A 23963-nucleotide genomic window follows, 5' to 3' on the forward strand; every position below is an offset into this window, starting at 1 on the left:
CGAAGGACGTTGTCGTTTTTCGCCCTCCCATAATGCGCCGGATGATCTGGCTGGCTTTCTCGATCGCTGGCACTGTGATCGGCGCATTCATCGGCCATTCGATGTGCGGTTGCCACGACGCGGCCGATGCCGCCGGCGCCGCGCTCGGGCTCTTGTTTGCAGCAGCAGGCGGCGCGATCGGTTTCGTGGTCGGCGGCCTGGGCGCGGCGTTCGTCGCGGTGGCCGGCAGCCCCGAAGACAGCCTCTCCGACTTCTCGACCACCACGGCGAACGGCAGCACCGAATGGGTTCACGGCGTCGCGCCGTGCCCGCGCTCGGGGCTGTGGCTCGCGCGCGTCGCCGACGACCATCCGCTGGCCAGCCGGTTCAACGTCTGGGGCCGAACGGCCAGGGTCACGCGCGGCGACCGGTTTCCCGATCCCGCGCGCATGCTGGCTGGCGTCAGCTACGCCGATGTCATGTGGAAGTGCGTGGACGACTTCGTCGGCTGAGGCACGAAGCCTCGCCCCAAGCCACTCAACCTGGCTGAAACTGGTAGAGCCAGGTCTCGGTCAGCGTCTGGTCGCCGTTCTTCAGGTAGAGCCGCATGTCGATCGGCTCGGTGCCTTCGGGCGTGAAGTCGAACTGCGCGCGCCAGTGGCCCGGCACGCCGTTGGGCACGGCCTCGGCAAAGACGTACGAGAACTTGCCGCGCGGCGCGGTCAGCACGAGTTCGGGCTTGACGCCGAAGGGCACGGTGGTCAGCGGCTGGCCGACGAACTCGACCATGAACTTGCGCACGCCAGCCGGGCGCGGCTGGCCCGGCTGGCCGCCGCGGCCGATGCGGGTCGCCACGCAGCGCGCGAGCGGCGACGGAAAGGGCTCCTGGTCGGTCCAGTGCAGCCGGTACTTGAGGCTGTAGCTCGAACCGGCCTTGGCTTCGGCCTTGGGCACCCAGAAGGCGACCACGTTGTCGTGGATCTCGTCGTCGGTCGGAATCTCGATCAGCTGCACCGAGCCTTCGCCCCAGTCGCCGAGCGGCTCGATCCAGAGGCTCGGGCGCTTCTCGTAGTTGACGCCGTCCTGGTAGTTGTCGAAGACGCGGTCGCGCTGCAGCAGGCCGAAGCCGCGCGGGCGCGTGTCGGCGAAGGCCGAGGCGCGCGTCTGCGTGGGGTTGTTGAGCGGGCGCCAGATGCGCTCGCCCGCGCCGTTCCAGATCGCGAGGCCGTCGGAGTCGTGCACTTCGGGCCGCCAGTCGATGGCGGTGGGCTTCACGGTCTCCGAATACCAGTACATCGACGTGAGCGGCACCAGCCCGAGGCGCGCGACGTCGCGGCGCAGGAACAGGCGCGAATCGATGTCCATGATGACCGCCTTGCCGCGCTGCATGACGAACTTGAAGACGCCCGTGATGCTCGGCCCCTCGAGCAGCGCGTAGACGGTCATCGAGGTGGCGTTGTCCGCGGCCGGCGCCTCGAAATAGAAGCGCGTGAAATTGGGGAATTCCTCCGACTTTTCCGGCACCGCCACGTCGAGCGCTATGCCGCGGGCCGAGAGGCCGTACTGGTAGAGCTCGCCGATCGCGCGGAAGTACGAGGCGCCCAGGAACGCCACCCAGTCGTTCTTCTGCCAGTCGAGCTTGGTTTGGTCGCCGAAGCGGCTCTCCTGCAGCCGGAAACCCGCGAAGCCGGCGCCCGCGGGCAGCGCGCGCGCGGGGCTGTCGGGCGGCATCGAGAAATATGAAGGGCTGTAGCGCACCTCGCGCGCGAACATGTCGCCGCCGGCGTTCTCGAGCACGTGCATGCGCACTGGCGCCTGGAAAAAGCGGCCCAGGTGGAAGAAGGTGACGGGAAAGGCGCCGGGCCCGTCGCGGAAGAGGGCGTTGGCGGGATCGAACCGGATCTTGCCGTGTGCGTCGTAGTCGATCTTCTCGAGCACTTCGGGCGCTAGCGGCTTGGGGCCGGTGTAGGCCTGGCCGGCAAGGCGCCTGGCGTGGGCCACGAGACCATCGAACGAAAAAGGCGCGGGCTGGCTCAGTTGCAGGCCATTGGCGGCCAGTGCCTCTTCGGGCAGTCCAAGGGCGGCGAGTGCGGCGGCGGCACCACCAGCGGCAAGGAAGGATCGGCGATCGAGCATGTAGATAGGCGTCGTTTCGTGCAGGTTGGAAAAGTGGGGAGTGTGGCAGGCTGAGGCAGCACACGCAGTGAAGCAGCGAGCATGCCTGCTGCAGCGCACCCGCCGCGTCAGCCAACCCGCGTTTTTCGGGCCAGACAGGCGCCGAATTTGCAAAGTTTGTAGATTTATGTTTCTTGTGCGTCCATCGCCTCGAGCGCGTACACGGCATACGCCGGTACGCCGAACAGCAGCATCGAGAACGTCCCGAACAGCGCATAGGGCAGGCCCGCACCTTCGAGCAAACGGTGGGTGGTGGCCAGCCGAAGGCGCGAATGGGCCTGGGCAAGCTCGGCGGGGCGGCGCACGCCCCAGAGAAATTCCGCGCCGGTGGCGCGCACCGAAGGATGCCGCGCCGCATGGCCCACGCCGAGCCAGCAGATGGCGTCGAAGGCCAGCACCGATCCCGCAGGCGCACGTTCGCCGAAAGTGGCGAGCACTGCGCGCACCTGTGCCGGCGTCAGGTACATCAGCACGCCTTCGGTGAAGAGGAACACCGGCTGCGCACCGCGGCGCCGGCGCGTCGGCAGCCCAAGCTGCTCCCACCAGTCGGGCAGCGCCAGATCGAGTGCGCGCTCGTCGTGACGCGGGCCGAGCTTGGGAATCAGCTCGCGGCGCAGGTCGAGCACTTCGGGCAGGTCGGCATCGGTGAGCCGGCACGCCCCGTCGTCGAGCCACTGGAAGTAGTGGCTCAGCCCGCAGCCCATGTTCACCACCCTGGCCCCCGGATGCCGCTGAAGGAACTGCTGCGCCAGGCTGCGCAGGTGGCGCGTGCGCTTCAGGATGCCGTAGATCGTGGTCCGGTCCTCGGGCAGCGCGTCGCCGTCGTCGCGGATCCTTTCGAGGATCGAGGCGGCATAGGCGTCGCGCACGGCGAGCTGCGGAAACATCGTGTCGCCGGATGCGCGCGCCGCCAGCGGAATGCGCAAGGTGGAGGGCACCGCCGCAAGGCGGCGCGCGGCCTTGCCGTGGGTCATGGTCGGTCGAACGAGAACATGCCCCAGTCTGGCCGCTGCGGCCGCGAGCGGCAAGTCAGACTTTAGGTTGTGCCCCCTCTGCGGCTGAGGGGGCGTGCGGCGCCTACTTGGCCGTGGGCATCACGAACTCGGCGCCCTTGGGCGTGCTTTCGGGCCAGCGTTGCATGATCGACTTCTGCTTGGTGTAGAAGCGCACGCCTTCCTCGCCGTAGGCATGCATGTCGCCGAACAGCGAGCGCTTCCAGCCGCCGAAGCCGTGCCAGGCCATCGGCACCGGAATCGGCACATTGATGCCGACCATGCCCACCTGGATCCGGCGGCCGAACTCGCGCGCCACGTTGCCGTCGCGCGTGAAGCAGCTCACGCCATTGCCGAACTCGTGGGCGTTGACCAGGTCGATGGCGTCCTGGAAGTTCGCCACGCGCACGCACGAGAGCACGGGGCCGAAGATCTCTTCCTTGTAGATGCGCATCTCGGGCGTGACGTGGTCGAACAGCGTGCCGCCCATCCAGAAGCCGTCGCCGCAGCCCGCGCCCGCCTGGTTGCCGTCGAACTGACGGCCGTCGACCAGCAGCTTCGCGCCTTCCTTCTCGCCCTGGGCGATGTAGCCGGTGATGCGTTCGTGCGCCGCGCGCGTGACGATCGGGCCCATCTCGGCGGCCAGGTTCTCGCCGTCGAGCACCTTGAGCGCCTTCGTGCGCTCGATGAGCTTGGGCATGATCTTGTCGGCCGCATCGCCCACGAGCACCGCAACGCTGATCGCCATGCAGCGCTCGCCGGCCGAGCCGTAGCCCGCGCCGATCAGCGCGTCCACCGTCTGGTCGATGTCGGCGTCGGGCATCACCACCATGTGGTTCTTCGCGCCGCCGAGCGCCTGCACGCGCTTGCCGTGGCGCGCGCCGATTTCGTAGATGTAGTTGGCGATGGGCGTCGAACCCACGAAGCTCACAGCCTTGACGTCGGGGTGCTCGAGCAGCGCATCGACCGCGACCTTGTCGCCCTGCACCACGTTGAACACGCCGTCGGGCAGGCCCGCTTCCTTCAGCAGCTCGGCCATGCGCAGCGACGGCGTCGGATCGGTCGGGCTGGGCTTGAGGATGAAGGTATTGCCCGCGGCAATGGCCACCGGGAACATCCACATCGGCACCATCACCGGGAAGTTGAACGGCGTGATGCCCGCCACCACGCCCAGCGGCTGGCGCAGCGTCCAGTTGTCGATGCCGGTGGAGACCTGGTCGGTGAAGTCGCCCTTGAGCAGCTGCGGGATGCCGCAGGCGAACTCGACGATGTCGATGCCGCGCGAGACCTCGCCCTGCGCGTCGGTGAACACCTTGCCGTGCTCGGCCGTGATCATGTGGGCGAGCTCGTCCTTGTGCAGGTTCAAGAGCTCCAGGAACTTGAACATCACGCGCGCGCGCCGGATCGGCGGCGTGTCGGACCACTTCGGAAACGCGGCCTGGGCGGCGGCCACGGCCGCGTCGACATCGGCCGCACCGGCCAGCACCACCTTGCCGGTGACCTTGCCCGAAGCGGGGTTGGTGACGTCTTGCGTGCGGTCGGAGTTGCCGCCGGCGGTGCGCTGGCCGCCGATGAAATGCGCGATCTGTGTGGTCATGGAGGTCCCGACGATGGTGGAGTGATGTTGCCAGTCTAGGAAAGCGGGCGCTGCTTGCCTAGGTGCCAGGATTGAACTGTTTGTTCGCCATGGTGAACAATGGAGCCATGGAATCGCAAAAAGCCGAGTCGCTCTGGACCCACCTGCACTGGCTCATCGTGCTCGGCCAGCAGGGCAGCTACACCGCCGCCGCGGCGCGCCTGGGCGTGAGCAAGGCCGCCATGAGCCAGCGCATCGCCGAGCTCGAGCGCGCCGCGGGCGTGCCGCTGGTGCGCCGCACCACGCGCAGCATGCGGCTCACCGAGGCCGGCCAGCAGCTGGTCGACCAGACCCGCGAGCCCTTCGAGCAGATCGCGCATAGCTTCCTGAAGGCGCAGGACCATGGGGGCGAGCCGCGCGGCCTGGTGCGCGTGACGGCGCCGGTGGCGCTCGGCCGGCAGCAACTGCTGCCCAGGCTGGCCGATTTCCTGCTCGCACATCCGGCGATCCGCATCGAGATGGAGCTGTCGGACCGCCTCAGTTCGCTCGCCACCGAGGGCTTCGACCTCGCGGTGCGGCATGCGGCCTCGCCGCCCGACACGCACGTGGCCTGGCGCCTGTGCGACACGCGCTCGGTGCTGGTGGCCAGCGGTGCCTACCTGCGCCGCAAGGGCACGCCGCTGGCGCCGGCCATGCTGGCCGAGCACGACTGCCTGCACTACCCGCGCGGGCAGGAAACCAACGTGTGGTCCTTCGAGCGGCGGAACGCCCGCACGCGCCAGGCCGGCCGCGTGACGGTGCCCATCGCCGGGCCGCTGGCCGCCAACAACAGCGAAGCGCTGCGCGATGCTGCGCAGGCGGGCCTGGGCATCGCGCTCTTGCCCGACTTCAGCGCGCAATCGGGCCTGCAGGCCGGCAAGCTGGTCGAGGTGCTGCCCGACTGGCAGCCCACGGGCGCGTTCGCCGACCGCATCTATGCGATACGGCCCTATTCGCTGCACATCCCGCGCGCGGTCGACCTGTTCGTGGGCCACCTGCGCGAGACGCTCGGCGAAGGGTTTCCGCTGCCCTGAGGGCGCAGATCAAGGCCGATTGACCCCGAGCACCGACAGGATCACGGCACCGAGCGTCAGCGCGACCGGCAGCTGGTGCGCGGCCAGCGCATGCAGGCGGGCAGCGGGCAGCTTCTGGGCGCGCAACTGGCTTTGTTCGGAATGAAGAGCGGTGGACATGGCGAGACTCCTTTGAGTGGCTGCGGGCGGGTTGCCCGCATGCCTCCACGATAGGCCTCGGCCCGCAGCCCGGCGCGGGGCTTTCGGCGACACCGCGTTTCCGTTTCTGCAACGATCGCCGGCGCATGGGTCAGCCCGCGATGAGCTTCTGCACCAGCTCCGCCGTGGTGGCCGCCGCGTACTTGCGCATCAGCCGGGCCCGGTGCAGCTCGACCGTGCGGTGACTGATGCCGAGCGCACGGCCGATCTCCTTGGAGGTGAGCCCGCGCATCACCTGCGCGGCCACCTCGCGCTCGCGCGGCGTGAGCTCGGCCTTGTCGGCGCGGCGCGCGCCCAGGTCCTCGAAGGTCCAGATGCCGGCTTCGTGCGGCGCCTCGCGGTTGAGCGCCTGGCCCGTGACGTGGCACCAGAAGGTCTCGCCCGCCATGGCGCCGTGCAGGGCGCCGAGCCGCTTCATCATGCGGTTGTCGGCATAGTGGCCGCTGGCGTTCAGGAACGGCTCCATGCGCTTGCCGATGCGCTCGAACTCGGCCACGCTCGGGTACAGGATGCTGAACGAATGCCCCACCAGGGCCGAGGGGGTTGCGCCGAAAATCTCGCACACCCGCCGGTTGCAGGCCACGATGGTGCGGTTGCGCGACACCACCATGCCGACGGGCGCCTGCTCGAAGGCGAGCCGGTAGTCGATCTCAGGCGGCGCGCGGTCGGGCATCGGGAGTCACCATTACGAAATACTACGTATGCGGGTACGTAGTATCGTTCAGGGCATTCTTTCCTTCCTTCCAGCCACTCTCCATTCATCCACCAAGGAGTTCGAGTGAACAAGATTTATCCCTCCGCCGACGCGGCACTCAAGGGGGTCGTGGCCGACGGGCAGATGCTCGCGGTCGGCGGCTTCGGCCTGTGCGGCATTCCCGAGGCGCTGATCGAGGCGCTCAAGGACACGGGCGTGCAGAACCTCACCGTGATCTCGAACAACGCGGGCGTCGACGGCTTCGGCCTCGGCAAGCTGCTCGAGACGCGCCAGATCCAGAAGATGATCGCGTCGTACGTGGGCGAGAACAAGGAGTTCGAGCGCCAGTACCTGGCGGGCGAACTGCAACTCGAATTCACGCCGCAGGGCACACTGGCCGAGAAGCTGCGGGCAGGCGGCGCGGGCATTCCGGCCTTCTTCACCAAGACCGGTGTCGGCACGCAGGTGGCAGAGGGCAAGGAGCTGCGCGAGTTCGACGGCGAGACCTACGTGATGGAGCGCTCGCTGGTGCCCGACGTGGCCCTGGTGAAAGCCGACGTGGCCGACAAGGCCGGCAACCTGCGCTTCCGCCTCACGGCGCGCAACTTCAACCCGGCCGCCGCGATGGCCGGCAAGGTCTGCATCGTCGAAGTCGAGAAGATCGTCGAGATCGGCGAACTGGCGCCCGACGACATCCATCTGCCGGGCATCTACGTGCACCGCATCGTGCTCAACGCCAACCCTGAGAAGCGCATCGAGAAGCGCACCCTGAGCGCCGCGGTCGATGCCGCCGCCGCGAAGGTCGAGGCCCAGGCCGCGATCGCCCAGGCCGCCGCCGGCAGCGAGGTGCCCGCGCCCGCCAAGGTCGTCAACAACAACAACAAAGAAGGAGCCTGAGATGCCCTGGACCCAAGATCAGATGGCTGCACGCGCGGCGCAAGAACTCGAAGACGGCTTCTACGTGAACCTGGGCATCGGCATTCCCACGCTGGTGGCCAACTTCGTCGGCGACAAGGAAGTGTGGCTGCAGAGCGAGAACGGCATGCTCGGCATCGGCCCGTTCCCGACCGAGGACCAGGTCGACGCCGACCTGATCAATGCCGGCAAGCAGACCGTCACCACGCTGCCGGGCTCGGCCATCTTCGGCAGCCACGACAGCTTCGCGATGATCCGCGGCGGCAAGATCAACCTGTCGATCCTCGGCGCGATGCAGGTCAGCGTGAAGGGCGACCTCGCCAACTGGATGATTCCCGGCAAGATGGTCAAGGGCATGGGCGGCGCCATGGACCTCGTGGCCGGCGTGAAGCGCGTGATCGTGCTGATGGAACACGTCGCCAGGAAGAAGGACGGCACCGAGGACCTGAAGATCCTCGAGGAGTGCACGCTGCCGCTGACCGGCGTGGGCGTGGTCGACCGCGTCATCACCGACCTGGCCGTGATGGACGTGGTGCCCGAGGGCCTGAAGGTCGTCGAGCTCGCGCCCGGCGTGAGCTTCGATGCGCTGCAGGCGAAGACGGGGGCCAAGCTGATCCAGTAAGGCAGGCCGCACGGTACCCATGGCCTATCTCGACCCGGACAACCTGCAGAGCATCCTTCTGGACGACGAGGCGCTGCAATGGCGGCGCCTGCAGCGGCAGCCTTGCGGGATGCTTCGCATCACGAGCGGGCGCATCGTGGCCTGCGATCCGCTGGTGCAGCCCGAGCGCGCCGCCTTTGCCCGCAGCGTCGGCGTGCGCGGCACCTTCCCTGTCGACGTAGTGCAGCACGGCGGGCGTCACGCACTGGCGGTGCTCTGGCTGCGCGGGCGCGAAGGCCTGCAGGCCGCCGACTTGCACTGGACGCCGGCATTGATCGACGGCCAGTCGCCCGAAGACCTGGGCGACGACGAGTTCTACGGCTATCCCGTCGATGCTGGCGTGGGCTGCTTCATGGACGCCGACTGCGCAGCGGCCCTCGCCGAGCGCGACGCGCGCGAATCGGCCGAGCCCGGCTACATCAGCTACTACGACGACGTGCTCGGCACCGAACTGGGCGACAAGGACGTGGCCGACCACTACCCGCTCGGCGAGGGCAATGCGAACAACGTGCTGATCTTCACCTCGGGATGGGGCGACGGCAGCTACCCGAGCTACTGGGCGCTCGATACGTCGGACGAACCTGTGGCGCTGGTGACCGACTTCATGACGATGCAGGGCGGCGATCCGCGCAGCGAGGACGACAAGCGCGACGACGATTACGCCGCGAGCCTTTCCCCCGAAAAGCGCGAGGCACTCGAAGCGCTCGGCGCCGCAGCCATCGGCGGCGATACGGCAGCGGTCGGGTCGCTGCTCGGCGCCGGGCTTGCGGGGGCCAACGAGATCATTCCGTCGCTCGGCGAAACCGCGATCGCCAGTGCGATCCGCATGAACCAGCTCGAAGCCCTGCGCCTGCTGCTGGGCGACCGGCCGTGCCCCGCCATGCCGGAGCAACTCCGCATCGAGGGAAAGGCCGAGAACTACCTTGCCTATGCCCGGTGGCTCACGAAGCCGCGGGTGCCGGGGCTGATCGAGCTGCTCGAGAGCTCCGAGGCGGCTGCGGGCGGGCCGGCGGCCGGCAAGAGCCTGTGGAAGCGCCTCTTTTCTTGAGGCATCCGGCGTGCGCTAAGCGGCCTGCTTTCGGGTGCGCGGCAGCAGCACGGCCTTCTGCGCCTCGGCCGTCTCGCGCAGGAAGGCCCACACCGCCTGCATCCGCGCAAGGTGCTTGGTCTCCGCGGGCATCGACATCCAGAACGTGCGCGTGAAGTTCGCCTGGTCCTCGAGCACCGGGCGCAGCGACCGGTCCTCGTCGGCCACGAAGGCCGGCAGCACGGCGATACCCGCGTCCGCCGCCACCGCGCGGTGCTGCGCGAGCACGCTGGTGCTGCGCAGCGCGAACGCGTCGGGACGGTGCAGCTCGTCGAGGTATTGCAGCTCCTTGCTGAACAGCAGGTCGTCCACGTAGCTGATGAACGTGTGGCCGCGCAGGTCTTCGCGCGTCTTGATGGGCTTGTGCGCGGCCAGGTACTTCTTCGAGGCATAGAGCCGCAGCGTGTAGTCGGTGAGCTTGGTCACCACCACCGGCCCGCGCGCGGGCCGTTCGAGCGAGATCACGATGTCGGCCTCGCGCCGCGAGAGGTGTACCAGCCGCGGCATGGCGAGCAGGTCGATGGTGAGCTTTGGGTGCTGCTGCGCGAAGCGCGCGAGCTGCGGCGCCAGCACCACCGTGCCGAAGCCCTCGGTCGCGCCGATGCGTACCAGCCCCGAGAGGCCCTCCTGCGACGCGGGCGCGGTGCTTTCGACCGCCTGGAACGCGCTCTCCATCGCCTCGACCTGCGGCTGCAGCCTGCGGCCGGCCTCGGTGAGCCGGTGGCCGCCCGACTCGCGCGAGAAGAGCGGGGCACCCACTTCCTTTTCGAGCGCCTGGATGCGCCGCGCCACCGTGGTGTGGTCGACCTCGAGCCGGCGCGCGGCGCTCATCAGCGTGCCCGAGCGGGCCAGTTCGAGAAAGTAGCGAAGGTTGTCCCAGTCCATGTGCGCGTTCTCCCCGTGGTGATCTGCATTTTTGCAAAGCGCTGGCGCAATTTTGTCTATTGTCATGGCAAATCTGCAAAGCTACGATGCGTGTCGAACCCGCCATTCAGGCCCCGTATTCACAGGAGACAAACCCCATGGACGCCACCACCACATCCAAGACCCAGGTCGCCACCGTCAAGCTCTTGATCGGCGGCCAGTTCGTCGAGTCGAAGACCACCGAATGGCGCGACATCGTCAACCCGGCCACGCAGGAAGTGCTGGCGCGCGTGCCCTTCGCCACGCAGGCCGAACTCGATGCCGCCGTCGCTTCCGCCAAGGACGCATTCAAGACCTGGCGCAAGACGCCGATCGGCGCCCGCGCGCGCATCTTCCTCAAGTACCAGCAGCTCATCCGCGAGAACATGGCCGAGCTGGCCGCGATCCTTACGGCCGAGCAGGGCAAGACGCTGCCCGATGCCGAAGGCGACGTGTTCCGCGGCCTCGAGGTGGTCGAGCATGCGGCGGCCATCGGCAACCTGCAGCTCGGCGAGATGGCCAACAACGTGGCCAATGGCGTCGACACCTACACGCTGCTGCAGCCGCTGGGCGTGTGCGCGGGCATCACGCCGTTCAACTTTCCGGCCATGATCCCGCTGTGGATGTTCCCGATGGCGATCGTCACGGGCAACACCTTCGTGCTGAAGCCCTCCGAGCAGGACCCGATGGTGACCATGCGCCTGTGTGAACTCGCGCTCCAGGCCGGCATTCCGCCCGGCGTGCTCAACGTAGTGCATGGCGGCGAGGCGGTGGTCAACGGCATCTGCGACCACAAGGACATCAAGGCGATCAGCTTCGTCGGCTCGACCAAGGTCGGCACGCACGTCTACAACCGCGCCACGCTGGCCGGCAAGCGCGTGCAATGCATGATGGGGGCGAAGAACCACGCCATCGTCATGCCCGACGCCAACAAGGAGCAGACGCTCAACGCACTGGCCGGCGCGAGCTTCGGCGCTGCGGGCCAGCGCTGCATGGCGGTGTCGGTGGCGGTGCTCGTGGGCGAGGCGCGCAACTGGGTGCCCGACCTCATCGCCAAGGCCAAGACGCTGAAGATCGGCGCCGGCACCGAGAAGGGCGTGGACGTGGGCCCACTGGTCTCGTGCGCCGCCTACGAGCGCGTCAACAGCCTCATCGAACGCGGTGTGGCCGACGGCGCCACGCTCGCGCTCGACGGCCGCAAGCCGACCGTGCCGGGCTACGAGAAGGGCAACTTCGTCGGACCGACGGTCTTCTCGGGCGTGAAGCCCGGCATGACGATCTATGACCAGGAGGTGTTCGGGCCGGTGCTGTGCGTGGCCGATGCCGAGACCATCGACGAGGCCATCGCGCTGATCAACAGCAACCCGAACGGCAACGGCACCGCGATCTTCACGCAGTCGGGTGCCGCCGCGCGCAAGTTCCAGGAAGACATCGACGTGGGCCAGGTCGGCATCAACGTGCCGATCCCGGTGCCGGTGCCGATGTTCTCGTTCACCGGTTCGCGCGCCTCGAAGCTCGGCGATCTCGGGCCGTACGGCAAGCAGGTCATCATGTTCTACACGCAGACCAAGACGGTGACCGCGCGCTGGTTCGACGACAGCACGGTGTCGCAAGGCGTCAACACAACGATCAGTCTCAAGTAAGAAGTCGAGCGAATGGACTTCGAGCTTTCCGAAGAGCAGCGCGCCTTCGCGGATTCGGCGCGCGAATTCGCCCAGGCCGAGTTCGCGCCGCATGCGGCCCGCTGGGACGCCGAGGCGATCTTCCCGAAGGAAGCCATCGCCAAGGCGGGCGAGCTGGGTTTCTGTGGCCTCTACGCGCCCGAGCGCATCGGCGGCCTCGGGCTGCCGCGGCTCGATGCGGCGCTGGTGTTCGAGGAGATGGCCGCGGTCGACCCCTCGACCACGGCCTTCATCACGATCCACAACATGGCGACGTGGATGCTCGGCACCTGGGGCACCGACGCGGTCGCCGCCGAGTGGGGCGAAGACCTCACCAGCGGGCGCAAGCTCGCCTCGTACTGCCTGACCGAACCCGGTGCCGGCTCGGACGCCGGCTCGCTCAAGACGCGCGCCGAGCTGCAGGGCAACGACTACGTCATCAACGGCGGCAAGGCCTTCATCTCGGGCGCGGGCGCGACCGACGTGCTGGTGCTCATGGCGCGCACGGGCGGCGGCGGCGCGGGCGGCATCTCGGCCTTCGCGGTGCCGGCCGATGCGCCGGGCGTGAGCTACGGCAAGAAGGAGCACAAGATGGGCTGGAACAGCCAGCCCACGCGCACCATCAGCTTCGACAACGTGCGCATCCCGGCCGCGAACCTGCTGGGCAGCGAGGGCGAGGGCTTCCGCATCGCGATGAAGGGCCTCGACGGCGGCCGCATCAACATCGCGACCTGCTCGGTCGGCGCGGCGCAGGGCGCGCTCGACGCGGCGCGCCGCTACCTGCACGAGCGCCAGCAGTTCGGCAAGCCGCTCGCGAGCTTCCAGGCGCTGCAGTTCAAGCTCGCCGACATGGCGACCGAGCTCGTGGCCGCACGGCAGATGGTGCGGCTGGCCGCCAGCAAGCTCGATGCGGGCCATGCCGATGCAAGCACCTATTGCGCCATGGCCAAGCGCTTCGCGACCGATGCGGGCTTCAACGTGTGCAACGACGCGCTGCAGCTGCACGGCGGCTACGGCTACCTGGCCGAGTTCCCGCTCGAGCGCCTGGTGCGCGATGCGCGCGTGCACCAGATCCTCGAAGGCACCAACGAGATCATGCGCGTGATCGTTGCGCGAAAATTGCTGGAAGGGGACAGCGACATCCGCTGACGCCCCGCATCCGGAAACCCTCAAGACAATGACCGACTCCGTAGTTCTCTTCGACGAAATCAAGACCGCCGGCGGCAAGCGCTTTGCCACCGCCACGCTCAACGCCCCTGCTTCGCTCAATGCGCTTTCGGTGGACATGGTGCGCCTGCTCACGCCCAGGCTGCGCGAATGGGCCGCCGACGGCGGCGTGGTGGGCGTCGTGCTCCAGGCCGCGGGCGAAAAAGCCTTCTGCGCCGGCGGCGATCTGCGCCAGCTCTACCAGACGCTCGGCGAATGCGGCCCCGCGCGCAACACCTACGCCGAAGACTTCTTCCGCGAGGAGTACGAGCTCGACCACCTGATCCACACCTTTCCGAAGCCGTTCCTGTGCTGGGGCCACGGCATCGTCATGGGCGGCGGCGTGGGCCTGATGGCGGGCTGCTCGCACCGCGTGGTCACCGAGCAAAGCCGCATCGCCATGCCCGAGATCGCCATCGGCCTGTACCCCGACGTGGGCGGCAGTTGGTTCCTGCGCCGCACGCCCGGGCGCACCGGCCTGTTCCTCGCGCTCACGGCCGCCAACCTCAATGCGGCCGATGCGATCTTCTGCGGCCTGGCCGACGTGCTGGTGCCGCATGGGCGCAAGGCCGCCGTGGTCGAGGCCATCGCCGCCGCCGCATGGGCCGGCAACGGCAAGGCCGACCGCGCGACGCTCTCGCGCATCCTGGCCGGGGCCGGCGAGGGCGCCGCGCTGCCGCCTTCGAAGGTGCGCGAGCACTACGACACGATCAACGCGCTGATGGCCGGCGACGACCTGCTCGACATCGCGAAGCGCCTGCGCGCACTGCAAAGCGACGACCCCTGGCTGCAGACGGCCGCCAAGAGCTTCATGAAGGGCGCGCCGAGCTCGGCCGCGCTGAGCTTCGAGCTCTGGCAGCGCGTGCACCGCATGTCGCTGGCCGAGGTGTTCCGGCTCGAATACTGGGCCTCGCTCGGCTTCTGCGCGCACAAGGACTTTGCCGAGGGCATTCGCGCGGTGCTGATCGACAAGGACCGCAACCCGAAGTGGTCGCCGGCCAGCATCGAGGAAATCACGCCCGAGTTCATCGAGGACCACCTGCGCCCGCGCGGCGAGATGCCGGCCGAACTGGCGGCGCTGAAGTAAACAACGCGAACAACGAACGGAGACAGACAATGAAGATCGCTTTCATCGGCCTGGGCAACATGGGCGGCCCGATGGCCCTCAACCTGATGAAGGCGGGCCACGTGCTCAGCGCCTTCGACCTGTCGACCGATGCCTGCAGCAAGTTCGCGGCCGAGGGCCTCGCCATTGCCGCCTCGGCCGCCGATGCGGTGGCCGGCGCCGAGGTCGTGGTCAGCATGCTGCCGGCCAGCGCGCATGTCGAAGGGCTGTTCCTCGGCGCCCAGGGCAAGCCCGGCCTGCTCGAAAAGATCGAGCCTGGCACGCTCGTGATCGACAGCAGCACCATCGCCGCGGCCACGTCGCAGAAAGTGGCCGCCGCGGCGGCTGCGAAGGGCATCGCGATGATCGATGCGCCGGTCTCCGGCGGCACCGGCGGCGCCATCGCCGGCACGCTGACCTTCATGGTCGGCGGCGACGCGCAAGACCTGGAACGCGCGCGGCCCGTGCTCGAGAAGATGGGCGCCAACATCTTCCACGCCGGCGCCGCGGGTGCGGGGCAGACCGCGAAGATCTGCAACAACATGCTGCTCGGCATCTTGATGATCGGCACCTCCGAGGCGCTGGCGCTCGGCGTGGCGAACGGGCTCGACCCGAAGGTGCTGTCCGAGATCATGCGCCGCAGCTCGGGCGGCAACTGGGCGCTCGAGAAGTACAACCCGATGCCGGGCGTGATGGACACCGCGCCCGCGTCGAAGAACTATGCGGGCGGCTTCGGCACCGACCTGATGCTCAAGGACCTGGGCCTCGCGCAGGAGAACGCCACGGCCGTTCGCGCCGCCACGCCGCTCGGCGGCCTGGCGCGCAGCCTCTATGCGGCGCACAGCCTCGCGGGGCACGGCGCGCTCGATTTTTCGAGCGTGCTGAAGCTGGTGCAGAAGAAGGCGTCCTGATCGGCCGGGCGGCTCAGTCCGCTGCACGGCCGGTGGCCGCATCGCCCCGGGCCATCGCCAGCAGGAGCCCGGCGGCAACGAGGTTCGCGCCGATGCTCGCCAAGATCGGCAGCAGGTAGCTGCGGCTCAGGTCGAAGGCGTAGCCTGCCGCGGTCGGCCCGACCAGCGTGCCGACCGCCACGCTCGTGTAGAGCACGCCGATGATCGCGCCGATGTTGCGGCCGCCGAAATGGTCCATCACCAGCGCCGGCAGCAGCGCGACGAAGCCGCCGTAGAACACGCCGTAGCCGAACGCGAACAAGGCCAATCCCCAGAAATTGCCCGACACCGCCCACAGCACGAGCGAGCACGCCATGCCCGCCGACATCAGGGGCAGCGCGAACCGGCGGCCGATGCGGTCGGCCAGCCCGCCGAGGAAGAACCGGCCCGCCGTGCTGCCGACGCCGATCGCGCCCAGCAGCAGCACGGCGGAGCCGGGCGCCACGCCATGGTCGAGCGCATAGGGCACCAGGTGGACGAAGGGCACGAAGAGCCCGAACGAGCTGATCAGGCACGCCGCATACAGCCCCGCGAAACGCCGCGATGCCACCGCAGCGCGCACCGAGGCACCGGCCGCTGCGGCATGGGCGCTTGCGGCCTCGGGCGGCGGCGGGTCGCCGTCGGGGCCGAGGCCGCGGTGGCGCGGATCGTCCTCGACCAGCAGTGCCATGCCCACGCCCACCACCACCGCCAGGGCGCCCAGCGCCAGGTACGCGTTGCGCCAACCAAGACTGTCGATCAGCAGCGCCGCCAGCGGCGGCATCAGCAGCGTGCCCACGCCGATGCCGCTCACCGCCAAGCCCGAAGCGAAGCCGCGGCGCCGCACGAACCAGCGCTGCACCGCGCCCAGCACCGGCACGTAGGACGCACCCACGCCGAGCCCGACGCCGAGCCCGTACGCCAGGTAGACCTGGGTCAGCGTCTCTGCCCGGCCCGCGGCGGCCAGCCCGGCGCCGACCAGCACCATGCCCGCAACCGCGAGCCGGCGCGATCCCCAGCGATCGGCCAGCGGCCCGCTGAGCACGCCGAGGCCGAAGTACAGGAAGCCTGCGAGCGAGAACACCAGCGACACCGAGCCGCGCGAGGCGCCGAAGTCGCGCTGCAGCGGCTCGAGAAAGGCGCTGAATGTGTAGGCGCTGCCGAAGCCCACGAGCATCACGGCGAAGGCGCCGGCCACCACGAGCCAGCCGTGGAAGAGCCGTGCGCGCGGCGGCGCGGGGGAAACGCTGGAAGGTGTTGTCTGCATGGTCTTCGTTCCCGTCAGTCGAGCGGATGGCCGCGGTGCCAGCGGGTGGCGCGCTGGAAGGCGGCGCCCGCGCGCACCAGTGTCGCCTCGTCCATGCGCGTGGCGACCAGCTGGAACGCCAGCGGCAGGCCCGTCGCGGTGAAGCCGCCCGGCAGCGTGATCGTCGGATGGCCGGTCATGTCGAAGGGCGCGGTGTAGCGCAGCAGCGCCGACACCAGCGCCGGCGTCTCGCCGAGCACCTGCATCTCGGCAACCGTGGGCGATGCGAACGGATGCACCGGCGCGAGCAGCAGGTCGACGCCGCCGAGCAGCGCATCGACCTGGCCGCGCAGGCGCGCGCGCCGCGCGTGGATCGCCTGCACTGCCGGGCCACGCACCGCCAGGCCGGCATCGAGCACCGATGACAGCACCGGCCCGTACGCGCCGCGCTGCGACGGAAAGGTCGCTGCATGCACCACGGCCGCCTCGTCCGCACAAAGCGGAAACCAGTCGGCCACCGCCTGCGCCATGTCGGGAACGCGCACGTCGACGATGCGCGCGCCAAGCGAGCGCAGGGTCGCGGTGGCGTCCGCGAGCATCGCCTGCGTCGCGGGGTGCACGCCGTCGGCGTTCCAATCGGCGTCGATGCCGATGCGCAGGCCGTGCATGCCTTCGCCAACTGCCGCGAGGTAGTCGGGCACCGGCGCGTGCGCGGCGCCCGGGTCGTTCGCATCGGCGCCCGCAATCGCGCCGAGCAGCAGGCCGCAATCGACCGCGCTGCGTGCCATCGGCCCGACGTGGTCGAGCGAGGGCGCCAGCGCGAACACGCCGTGGCGGCTCACGCGGCCCCAGCTCGGCTTGATGCCCGTGAGCCCGTTGGCGGCACACGGAAAGCGGATCGATCCGCCGGTGTCCGAGCCCAGCGCGCCGTGGCAAAGGCCCGCCGCCGTCGCCACGCCCGAGCCGCTCGACGACATGCCGGGCCAATGGCCTGCATGCCATGGGTTGCGTGGCGGCGTGATGCCGGGATGATGGTCGGAGTACGCGCCTTCGGTGAGCTGCAGCTTGCCGAGCAGCACGGCGCCGGCTTCCTTGAGGCGGCGCACCACGGTCGCGTCCTCGTGCGGAATGCGGTCGCGGTGGATCGCCATGCCGGCCGCGGTCGCGAAACCCGCGGTAGCGCACAAGTCCTTCACGGCAACGGGCACGCCGTGCAGCGGCCCGCGGTACCGGTCGGCCGCGATCTCGGCGTCGGCGCGTCCGGCCTGCGCCATCGCTTCGTCCCCCATGACCAACGCGTAGCTGTGCAGCCTGCCGTCGAGCGCGGCGATGCGCTCGAGTTGGGCGCGTGTCGCGTCGATGGACGAGACCTCGCGGCTGCGGATGCACGCGGCGAGCTCGGCAATCTCCAGGCGATGGAGTGCGTTACTGGATGAATCAGAATACCTAACTGGATGATCTTCAGTCGTGGTCGGCAAGACGGTTCTCTTTCTGCATTGATCGTGCGAATATCGGTTGCACCGTGCGATCCTGCAATCCAGATCTTCTGAGCCATTCGATTTAGATTTACTGATGAAAGAGCACCAGCTTCCGCCATTCCACGCCTTGCGGGCCTTCGAGGCCACCGCGCGCCACCTCTCGGTGACGAACGCGGCCGACGAGCTGTGCGTGACGCCGGGCGCCGTGAGCCAGCTGGTCAAGGCGCTCGAGCTGCACCTCGGCATTGCGCTCTTTCGGCGCGCGAACCGGGGCATCTTTTTGACCGACGCGGGCCAGGCCTACCTGCCGCCCGTGCGCAACGCATTCCGCCAGATCAGTGACGCCACCCGCCGCGTGGCCGCGCCGGCCGACAGCGGACTGCTCACCGTGAGCGCCACACCGTTCTTCGCGTCGGCATGGCTGGTGCCGCGCCTGCAGCGCTTCCAGGAGGCGCACCCGGACATCGACCTGCAGCTGCGCAGCACCGGCGCGCTCGCCGACTTCTCGCGCGACGGCGTCGATGTCGCGATCCGCCATGGCCTCGGCCGCTACCCGGGGCTCAGCAGCCGGCGCGTGCTCACGGTCGAGGTGGTTCCGGTCGCCGCGCCCTCGCTGGTCGCGCGGCACGGCCTGCCGGCGGCACCGCCCGACCTGCGGCGCTGGCCGCGCGTGAACGACGCCGAGCGCAAGGCCTGGCAGCGCTGGTTCGAGGCGCAGGGCGTCGACGACCCGGGCCGGGCGCGCGGCCCGTCCTTCGACGACGCGGGGCTATTGCTGCAGGCGGTGCTTGCGGGGCAGGGCGCGGCGCTCCTGCCCGCCACGGTGGTGGCCGACGACCTCGCGGCGGGCCGGCTCGTGCAACTCGCTGGCGCGCACCGGCTCGAAGACTTCGCCTATTACCTCGTGTGCCCCGAAGGCAGCGAGGCACGGCCCAAGGTCGCGGCTTTTCGCGACTGGATCGTCGGCGAGGCGAATCGCCCCGTTCCAAAGCCGCGCGGCAGGCGCGCTACAGCAGCTCGATCCCCGGCAGGCTCTTGAAGCAGCTCTCGCGCGTGACGCGCACGAAGTCCGCGAGCCAGGGCTGGGCCGAGGTGCGTGCCGCCGAGGCCATGTAGAGCCGCCCCGTCAAGCCTTTCTTGCCCACGCGCCGGGCCGTGACGTAGCCGCGGTCGAGGTAGTTCTGCACCGCCCACAGCGGCAGGGCCGCCACGCCGCGCCCGCTCGCCACCAGTTGCAGCATCGCCACCGTGAGTTCCGTGGTGCGGCGGTGCGCCGGCTGCACGCCGGCCGGCGCAAGCACCTGGCGCACCAGGTCGAGCATGTCGTCGGGCACGGGGTAGGTGATGAGCGTCTGGTCGGCAAAGTGCCGCGCCGTCAGATGGCTGCGCGCCGCGAGCGGATGGTCGTTCGCGACGAGCGCCATGATCTCGAAGCGGAACAGCGGGTGGTAGTCGACCGTCTCGTCGGGGTCGGCCTCGGACACGATCGCGACCTCGGCGCGGTTCTGCATCACGAGCGCGATCGGGTCGGGATGGAAGCCCGAGACGATGTCGAGCTCGACCTCGGGCCAGCGCTGCCGGAAGGCGTCCATCGCCGGCATCAGCCAGTCGAAGCAGGTGTGGCACTCGACCACGATGCGCAATTGCCCGCTGCGCCCCAGCGCGAGCCGCGCCACGTCGCGCTCGGCTTCCTCGACCAGCGGCAGCGCCGCGTCGGCCAGCTGCAACAGCCGCAGCCCCGTGGTGCTGAACTGCGGCGGCACCGACTTGCGCTCGAAGAGCTGCGCGCCGTAGCGGTCCTCGAGCAGCTTGATCTGGTGCGACAGCGCCGACTGCGTGAGGTTGAGCAGCTGCGCCGCGCGCACCAGGCTGCCGGTGTCGCGCAGCGCCGCCAGGGTGCGCAGGTGGCGGATTTCGAGGATGGACTGCAACATGAATGAAATTCAAGCGAAAGGGCAAAAGGTTTCGTTTGAATCATAGAGCCCAAAGCCCGAGCATTGCCGGCTCCCATCAAGATTTCCGACCGGACCCCCGCCATGACCACCCGTACCCACACCCTCGGCTTTCCACGCATGGGCGCGCAGCGCGAACTCAAGTTCGCGCTCGAGCAGCACTGGCGCGGCGAGATCGATAGCGAGGCGCTCGAAGCCACCGGCCGGCAACTGCGCGCGCGCCACTGGCAGCTGCAGCGCGACGCGGGCCTCGACTTCGTGACGGTCGGCGATTTCGCGTTCTACGACCATGTCGCCAACCACATCCAGCTGCTCGGCTGCGAACCGGCGCGCTTCGGCTTCGAGAGCGCCGAGCCCGCGCTGTCGCGCTACTTCACGATGGCGCGCGGCGTGGCGCAGGAGCCGGGCCATGGGCATGCGCATGCGCACGAAGAAGGATGCAGCCACGGCGCCGCCGGCAGCTTCCCGCTCGAGATGACCAAGTGGTTCGACACCAACTACCACTATCTCGTCCCCGAGTTCAGCGCGGCCACGCAGTTCGCGCTCTCGTCGACGCGGCTCTTCGACGAGGTGGCCGAGGCGCAGCAGGCCGGGCATCCGGTCAAGGCCGTGCTGCTCGGGCCGCTGAGCTTTCTCTACCTCGGCAAGGAAAAAGAGCCCGGGTTCGACCGCTTCTCGCTGCTCGACGCGCTGCTGCCGGTGTACGAACAGGTGCTCGCCCGCCTCAAGCAGCAGGGCCTGGAATGGGTGCAGGTGGACGAACCGATCCTCGGCCTCGACCTGCCCGACGCCTGGCGCAACGCGTTCGAGCGCGCCTACTGGCAGCTCGCGCGCAGCGCGCCGCGGCTGCTGTTGGCCACGTATTTCTCGCCGCTCGCGGAAAACCTGCGCCTGGCCTGCCAGCTTCCGGTGGCGGGGCTGCATGTGGACGCGGTGCGCGCGCCGCAAGAGCTGATCGGCGTGGCCGATTGGCTCCCGGCGCACAAGGTGCTGTCGGTCGGCATCGTCGATGGACGCAACATCTGGCGCACCGATCCCGATGCGGCGCTCGCCGCGCTGCAGCCCGCGACGGCAAAGCCGCGCAGCGAGTTCTGGCTGGCGCCGTCGTGCTCGCTGCTGCATGTGCCGTTCAGCCTCGAAGCCGAACACAAGCTCGATGGCGAACTCCGCTCGTGGCTGGCCTTTGCCGTCGAGAAGCTCGGCGAGTTGCGCGTGCTGCGTGCCGTGCTCGACGGGCGCGAAGACAGCGTGGCCGATGCGCTGCGGAGCGCACGCTCGGCGGTGGCGGCACGCCGCGCGAGCCCGCGCGTGCACCGCGCCGACGTGGCGCTGCGGCTCGCGCGCAGCGTGGCGGGCGACGACCGCCGTGCCTCCGCCTTCGCACAGCGCCAGGCGCTGCAGCGTGCGCGCTTTGCATTGCCCGCGTTGCCGACCACCACCATCGGCTCGTTCCCCCAGACGCCGCAGATCCGTGCCGCGCGCGCCGCCTTCAAGCGCGGCGAGCTCGATGCCGCCGGCTACCGCGAGAAGATGCGCGCCGAGATCGCGCTGGCAGTGCAAAAGCAGGAAGAACTGGACCTCGACGTGCTGGTGCACGGCGAGGCCGAGCGCAACGACATGGTCGAATATTTCGGCGAGCAGCTCGACGGCTTCGCGTTCACCGCCAATGGTTGGGTGCAGTCGTACGGCTCGCGCTGCGTGAAGCCGCCGGTGATCTTCGGCGACGTGTCGCGCCCGGCGGCCATGACGGTCGAATGGACCGCCTACGCGCAGAGCCTCACGAAGCGGCCGATGAAGGGCATGCTGACGGGGCCGGTCACCATCCTGCAGTGGTCCTTCGTGCGCGACGACCAGCCGCGCAGCGTCACCTGCGAGCAGATCGCCTGGGCGATCCGCGACGAAGTGGCCGACCTCGAAGGCGCCGGCATCGGCATCGTCCAGATCGACGAGCCCGCGATCCGCGAGGGCCTGCCGCTGCGGCGCGCCGGCTGGCCGGCGTACCTGAAGTGGGCGACGCGCGCGTTCCGCATCAGTGCCGCGGGCGTGCGCGACGAGACCCAGGTCCACACGCACATGTGCTATTCGGAATTCAACGACATCCTGCCCGAGATCGCGGCGATGGACGCCGACGTGATCACCATCGAGACCAGCCGCTCCGACATGGCGCTGCTTCGCGGGTTCGGCGGTGACGCAGCCGGCGGCGGCTTTCGCTACCCGAACGAGATCGGCCCCGGCGTCTACGACATCCACTCGCCGCGCGTGCCATCGGTCGACGAGATCGTGCGCCTGATGCGCAAGGCCGCCGCCGTGGTGCCGCCCGCGAACCTCTGGATCAATCCCGACTGCGGCCTCAAGACCCGCGGCTGGCCCGAGACCGAGGCGGCGCTCGCGAACATGGTTGCGGCCGCGAAACTGCTGCGCGCGGAGCTCGCGCCGGCCTGACCAGCGTGGCGCCAATAATGGCGCCATGCCCTTTCACGCCGTTCGTTCGCGATCCGTTGTTCTTCTTTCCGCGCTGCCGTTGCTCTTGGCCGCGGCCATTGTCTTGCTGCTGCCGGCCCCGGCGCGCGCGCAGGACCGGGCCGAGGCGCTGATGCTGTTCGAAGGCGTGCAGGCGCGCTACCAGGCGGCCTATGCGCCCGGCGCCGTCTCGCGCGAGGCGCGCCAGCTGCTCGAGGCGCCCGACCAGGCCATTGCCGGCAAGGCGCTCGAAGCGCTCGACCAGGCCGCGGCCCGTGCCTTCGATGTGGCCTCATCGGTGGCGGCCGTGCGGCAGGAGGTGGCAGCGGCGGGGCAGGGCGCCGCGGCGCCGGGCCCGCAGGTGCAGGCGGCAGTGGCCCGCCTCGCGAAGCTGCGCGCCGACTATGCCGCGATGGACGAGCCGGCCAGGGTGGCCTTCTTCCATCGCGAGCGCGCGAAGCCCGCCGACGCGGTGCGCACCGAGCTGCTCGAGCGCATGGCCGTGGCCGACCTGCGCGAGGTCGACTTCTCGAGCCAGCTGCTGCTGAGCGCCGTCGTCAAGCAGCTCGCGCGCGGCAATGCGGGCCAGTACACCGCGCTGCCCGATGCCACGCTCGACATGGCGCTCGACACGCTGTGGTCGCGCGGCGTCACCTCGCCGCGCCCGCGCAACCTGCTCATCGTGGCGCGCGAGTTCGAGCGGCAGCTCGCGCAGGCGTTGCTCGCGGCGCTGCCCGATGCGGATGCGGCGGCGCTGCTCGCCTGGCGCAGCGATCCGCAAGCCGCGGCCGAGCGCGAAGCGCTCGTGGGCACCTACCGTGCCGAGGTGAAGGCGAGCGGCGCGGTCGCGATCCGGACGCTGCTGCGCGGCTGGCCGCCGCGCTCCTGAACGCCCGCGCCGGGGAAATTGGCCGGGACGCGACAGGTATGAACCGGATGCGCGATACTCGCCGCCCGCATCGGCCAACTGGCTTACATCGCGGGCAAATGGCCGCCGAGTGAGGCAAACTTCTTAATCGAACCGCAACTTTTAGGCGGACGCAAGAAAGTTCCGCGTCATTGTTTCAGTTTCATGAACACTGCGGTTCAATTCGTCGAGGGTTTTCCCTTGGTTTGTGGTGCAAACTTCAAGGCATCCAAAGTCCAAACCAAGAAACCAAGAAGGAACCTGAAATGAAGACCTCGAACATCCTCGCCGCCGCCGCTCTCTCCCTGCTCGCCGCCGCTGGCGCCCATGCAGAAACCTACGAAGGCGTGCAGCCCCTGACCTCCGGCTACAGCCGCGCCGACGTCGCGCCGCAAGCCGTTGCTGCCGCCCGTGAAGGCAATGCCTACAGCGAAGTCGCCTCGGCCGGCGTGGCCCCGGTGCTCGCCAGCGCCACCGACCGTGCGATCGTTCGCAGCGAAGCTGTGGCCGCTGCCCACGCTCCCGGCCAGAACCTGCGCCGCGAAGCCTTCGCAGGCAGCGTGATCCCCGAGCAGGCACGCGGCTTCACCCGCCAAGCCGGCCTGTAATCGAACAGGCAGGCAGAACGCCGGCGGCCCTGGGCGGCCGGCGCTTCGGCAAGCAAAGACAGCCAGAGCCGGACGGTGCGACAGCACCGTCCGGCTTTTGTCCTTGGGCGCTTTGAAAACCGGGCCGGCCGTTCGCCAGAGCCGACAGCCTTGCGGAC

At 69.2% G+C, this 23963-nt stretch carries 22 protein-coding genes; 13 read left to right on the forward strand and 9 right to left on the reverse strand.

Annotated elements, in window-relative coordinates:
• Positions 1 to 41 precede the first annotated feature (41 nt).
• Entirely contained in the window at positions 42 to 491 is a 450-nt protein-coding gene (locus AC3A6R_RS24670) for a hypothetical protein (protein ID WP_487861619.1), read from the forward strand.
• A 25-nt stretch (positions 492 to 516) separates the two neighbouring features.
• On the opposite strand, the gene AC3A6R_RS24675 is transcribed toward AC3A6R_RS24670, so the two are convergent.
• From AC3A6R_RS24675 to AC3A6R_RS24685, 3 genes are all read right to left on the reverse strand, one after another.
• On the reverse strand, positions 517 to 2115 hold the full coding sequence (locus AC3A6R_RS24675) for an OpgD/OpgG family glucan biosynthesis protein (RefSeq protein ID WP_487861618.1): 1599 nt from the start codon (positions 2113 to 2115) through the stop codon (positions 517 to 519).
• A 164-nt stretch (positions 2116 to 2279) separates the two neighbouring features.
• Complete coding sequence (locus AC3A6R_RS24680; RefSeq protein ID WP_487861617.1) at positions 2280 to 3128, reverse strand: class I SAM-dependent methyltransferase; 849 nt, start codon at positions 3126 to 3128, stop codon at positions 2280 to 2282.
• A gap of 103 nt (positions 3129 to 3231) precedes the next feature.
• The gene (locus tag AC3A6R_RS24685) at positions 3232 to 4743 is read right to left on the reverse strand and encodes a CoA-acylating methylmalonate-semialdehyde dehydrogenase (RefSeq protein WP_487865887.1); all 1512 of its coding nucleotides are present in this window, start codon (positions 4741 to 4743) and stop codon (positions 3232 to 3234) included.
• 107 nt (positions 4744 to 4850) lie between these two features.
• Here AC3A6R_RS24685 and AC3A6R_RS24690 point away from each other — a divergent pair, with 107 nt between their 5' ends.
• Entirely contained in the window at positions 4851 to 5795 is a 945-nt protein-coding gene (locus AC3A6R_RS24690; RefSeq protein WP_487865888.1) for a LysR family transcriptional regulator, read from the forward strand.
• A 9-nt stretch (positions 5796 to 5804) separates the two neighbouring features.
• On the opposite strand, the gene AC3A6R_RS24695 is transcribed toward AC3A6R_RS24690, so the two are convergent.
• Together AC3A6R_RS24695 and AC3A6R_RS24700 are read right to left on the reverse strand one after the other, a co-directional pair.
• A complete protein-coding gene (locus AC3A6R_RS24695) occupies positions 5805 to 5954 on the reverse strand; it encodes a hypothetical protein (RefSeq protein ID WP_487861614.1) in 150 nt (49 codons plus the stop codon).
• A gap of 130 nt (positions 5955 to 6084) precedes the next feature.
• The gene (locus AC3A6R_RS24700) at positions 6085 to 6666 is read right to left on the reverse strand and encodes a LuxR C-terminal-related transcriptional regulator (protein ID WP_487861613.1); all 582 of its coding nucleotides are present in this window, start codon (positions 6664 to 6666) and stop codon (positions 6085 to 6087) included.
• A 105-nt stretch (positions 6667 to 6771) separates the two neighbouring features.
• Between AC3A6R_RS24700 and AC3A6R_RS24705 the strand changes: the two genes are divergently transcribed.
• The 3 genes from AC3A6R_RS24705 to AC3A6R_RS24715 are packed head-to-tail and all read left to right on the forward strand — an operon-like array spanning position 6772 to position 9311.
• Entirely contained in the window at positions 6772 to 7584 is an 813-nt protein-coding gene (locus tag AC3A6R_RS24705) for a CoA transferase subunit A (RefSeq protein ID WP_487861612.1), read from the forward strand.
• Between the two features lies 1 nt (position 7585).
• On the forward strand, positions 7586 to 8224 hold the full coding sequence (locus tag AC3A6R_RS24710) for a 3-oxoacid CoA-transferase subunit B (RefSeq protein WP_487861611.1): 639 nt from the start codon (positions 7586 to 7588) through the stop codon (positions 8222 to 8224).
• Between the two features lie 19 nt (positions 8225 to 8243).
• Positions 8244 to 9311 carry a DUF4241 domain-containing protein gene (locus AC3A6R_RS24715; protein ID WP_487861610.1) on the forward strand — a complete coding sequence of 356 codons (1068 nt, stop codon included), beginning with the start codon at positions 8244 to 8246 and terminating at the stop codon, positions 9309 to 9311.
• A gap of 15 nt (positions 9312 to 9326) precedes the next feature.
• Here the strand turns inward: AC3A6R_RS24715 and AC3A6R_RS24720 are convergent, their stop codons facing one another.
• The gene (locus tag AC3A6R_RS24720; protein ID WP_487861609.1) at positions 9327 to 10235 is read right to left on the reverse strand and encodes a LysR family transcriptional regulator; all 909 of its coding nucleotides are present in this window, start codon (positions 10233 to 10235) and stop codon (positions 9327 to 9329) included.
• 137 nt (positions 10236 to 10372) lie between these two features.
• On the opposite strand from AC3A6R_RS24720, the gene AC3A6R_RS24725 reads away from it, so the two are divergent.
• Genes AC3A6R_RS24725 through mmsB form a run of 4 tightly spaced genes read left to right on the forward strand, consistent with a single transcriptional unit; the run spans position 10373 to position 15136 of the window.
• A complete protein-coding gene (locus AC3A6R_RS24725; RefSeq protein ID WP_487861608.1) occupies positions 10373 to 11896 on the forward strand; it encodes a CoA-acylating methylmalonate-semialdehyde dehydrogenase in 1524 nt (507 codons plus the stop codon).
• A gap of 12 nt (positions 11897 to 11908) precedes the next feature.
• Positions 11909 to 13063, forward strand: a complete 1155-nt coding sequence (locus AC3A6R_RS24730; RefSeq protein ID WP_487861607.1) for an acyl-CoA dehydrogenase family protein — start codon at positions 11909 to 11911, stop codon at positions 13061 to 13063.
• A 28-nt stretch (positions 13064 to 13091) separates the two neighbouring features.
• A complete protein-coding gene (locus AC3A6R_RS24735; protein ID WP_487861606.1) occupies positions 13092 to 14207 on the forward strand; it encodes an enoyl-CoA hydratase/isomerase family protein in 1116 nt (371 codons plus the stop codon).
• A gap of 29 nt (positions 14208 to 14236) precedes the next feature.
• Complete coding sequence (gene mmsB, locus AC3A6R_RS24740) at positions 14237 to 15136, forward strand: 3-hydroxyisobutyrate dehydrogenase (RefSeq protein ID WP_487861605.1); 900 nt, start codon at positions 14237 to 14239, stop codon at positions 15134 to 15136.
• 13 nt (positions 15137 to 15149) lie between these two features.
• Here mmsB and AC3A6R_RS24745 read toward each other — a convergent pair whose 3' ends face one another.
• Both AC3A6R_RS24745 and AC3A6R_RS24750 read right to left on the reverse strand, forming a co-directional pair.
• Positions 15150 to 16421: an MFS transporter gene (locus AC3A6R_RS24745; RefSeq protein ID WP_487861604.1), complete on the reverse strand. Its 1272-nt coding sequence runs from the start codon at positions 16419 to 16421 to the stop codon at positions 15150 to 15152.
• 14 nt (positions 16422 to 16435) lie between these two features.
• Positions 16436 to 17878, reverse strand: coding sequence for an amidase (locus tag AC3A6R_RS24750; RefSeq protein ID WP_487861603.1), 1443 nt, complete (start codon positions 17876 to 17878; stop codon positions 16436 to 16438).
• Positions 17879 to 17972: 94 nt separating this feature from the next.
• On the opposite strand from AC3A6R_RS24750, the gene gcvA reads away from it, so the two are divergent.
• Positions 17973 to 18917, forward strand: coding sequence for a transcriptional regulator GcvA (gene gcvA, locus AC3A6R_RS24755; RefSeq protein ID WP_487861602.1), 945 nt, complete (start codon positions 17973 to 17975; stop codon positions 18915 to 18917).
• Here gcvA and AC3A6R_RS24760 read toward each other — a convergent pair.
• Entirely contained in the window at positions 18886 to 19812 is a 927-nt protein-coding gene (locus AC3A6R_RS24760) for a LysR family transcriptional regulator (protein ID WP_487861601.1), read from the reverse strand. The genes gcvA and AC3A6R_RS24760 overlap by 32 nt on opposite strands.
• 102 nt (positions 19813 to 19914) lie before the next feature.
• Here AC3A6R_RS24760 and metE point away from each other — a divergent pair, with 102 nt between their 5' ends.
• From metE to AC3A6R_RS24775, 3 genes are all read left to right on the forward strand, one after another.
• Positions 19915 to 22272 carry a 5-methyltetrahydropteroyltriglutamate--homocysteine S-methyltransferase gene (metE, locus tag AC3A6R_RS24765; protein ID WP_487865889.1) on the forward strand — a complete coding sequence of 786 codons (2358 nt, stop codon included), beginning with the start codon at positions 19915 to 19917 and terminating at the stop codon, positions 22270 to 22272.
• A 25-nt stretch (positions 22273 to 22297) separates the two neighbouring features.
• Entirely contained in the window at positions 22298 to 23179 is an 882-nt protein-coding gene (locus AC3A6R_RS24770; protein ID WP_487861599.1) for a hypothetical protein, read from the forward strand.
• A 284-nt stretch (positions 23180 to 23463) separates the two neighbouring features.
• Positions 23464 to 23805, forward strand: a complete 342-nt coding sequence (locus tag AC3A6R_RS24775) for an alpha/beta hydrolase (protein ID WP_487861598.1) — start codon at positions 23464 to 23466, stop codon at positions 23803 to 23805.
• The last annotated feature ends 158 nt before the right edge of the window (positions 23806 to 23963 follow it).

The sequence above is a fragment of the Variovorax sp. Soil_C_19 genome (assembly GCF_057657255.1).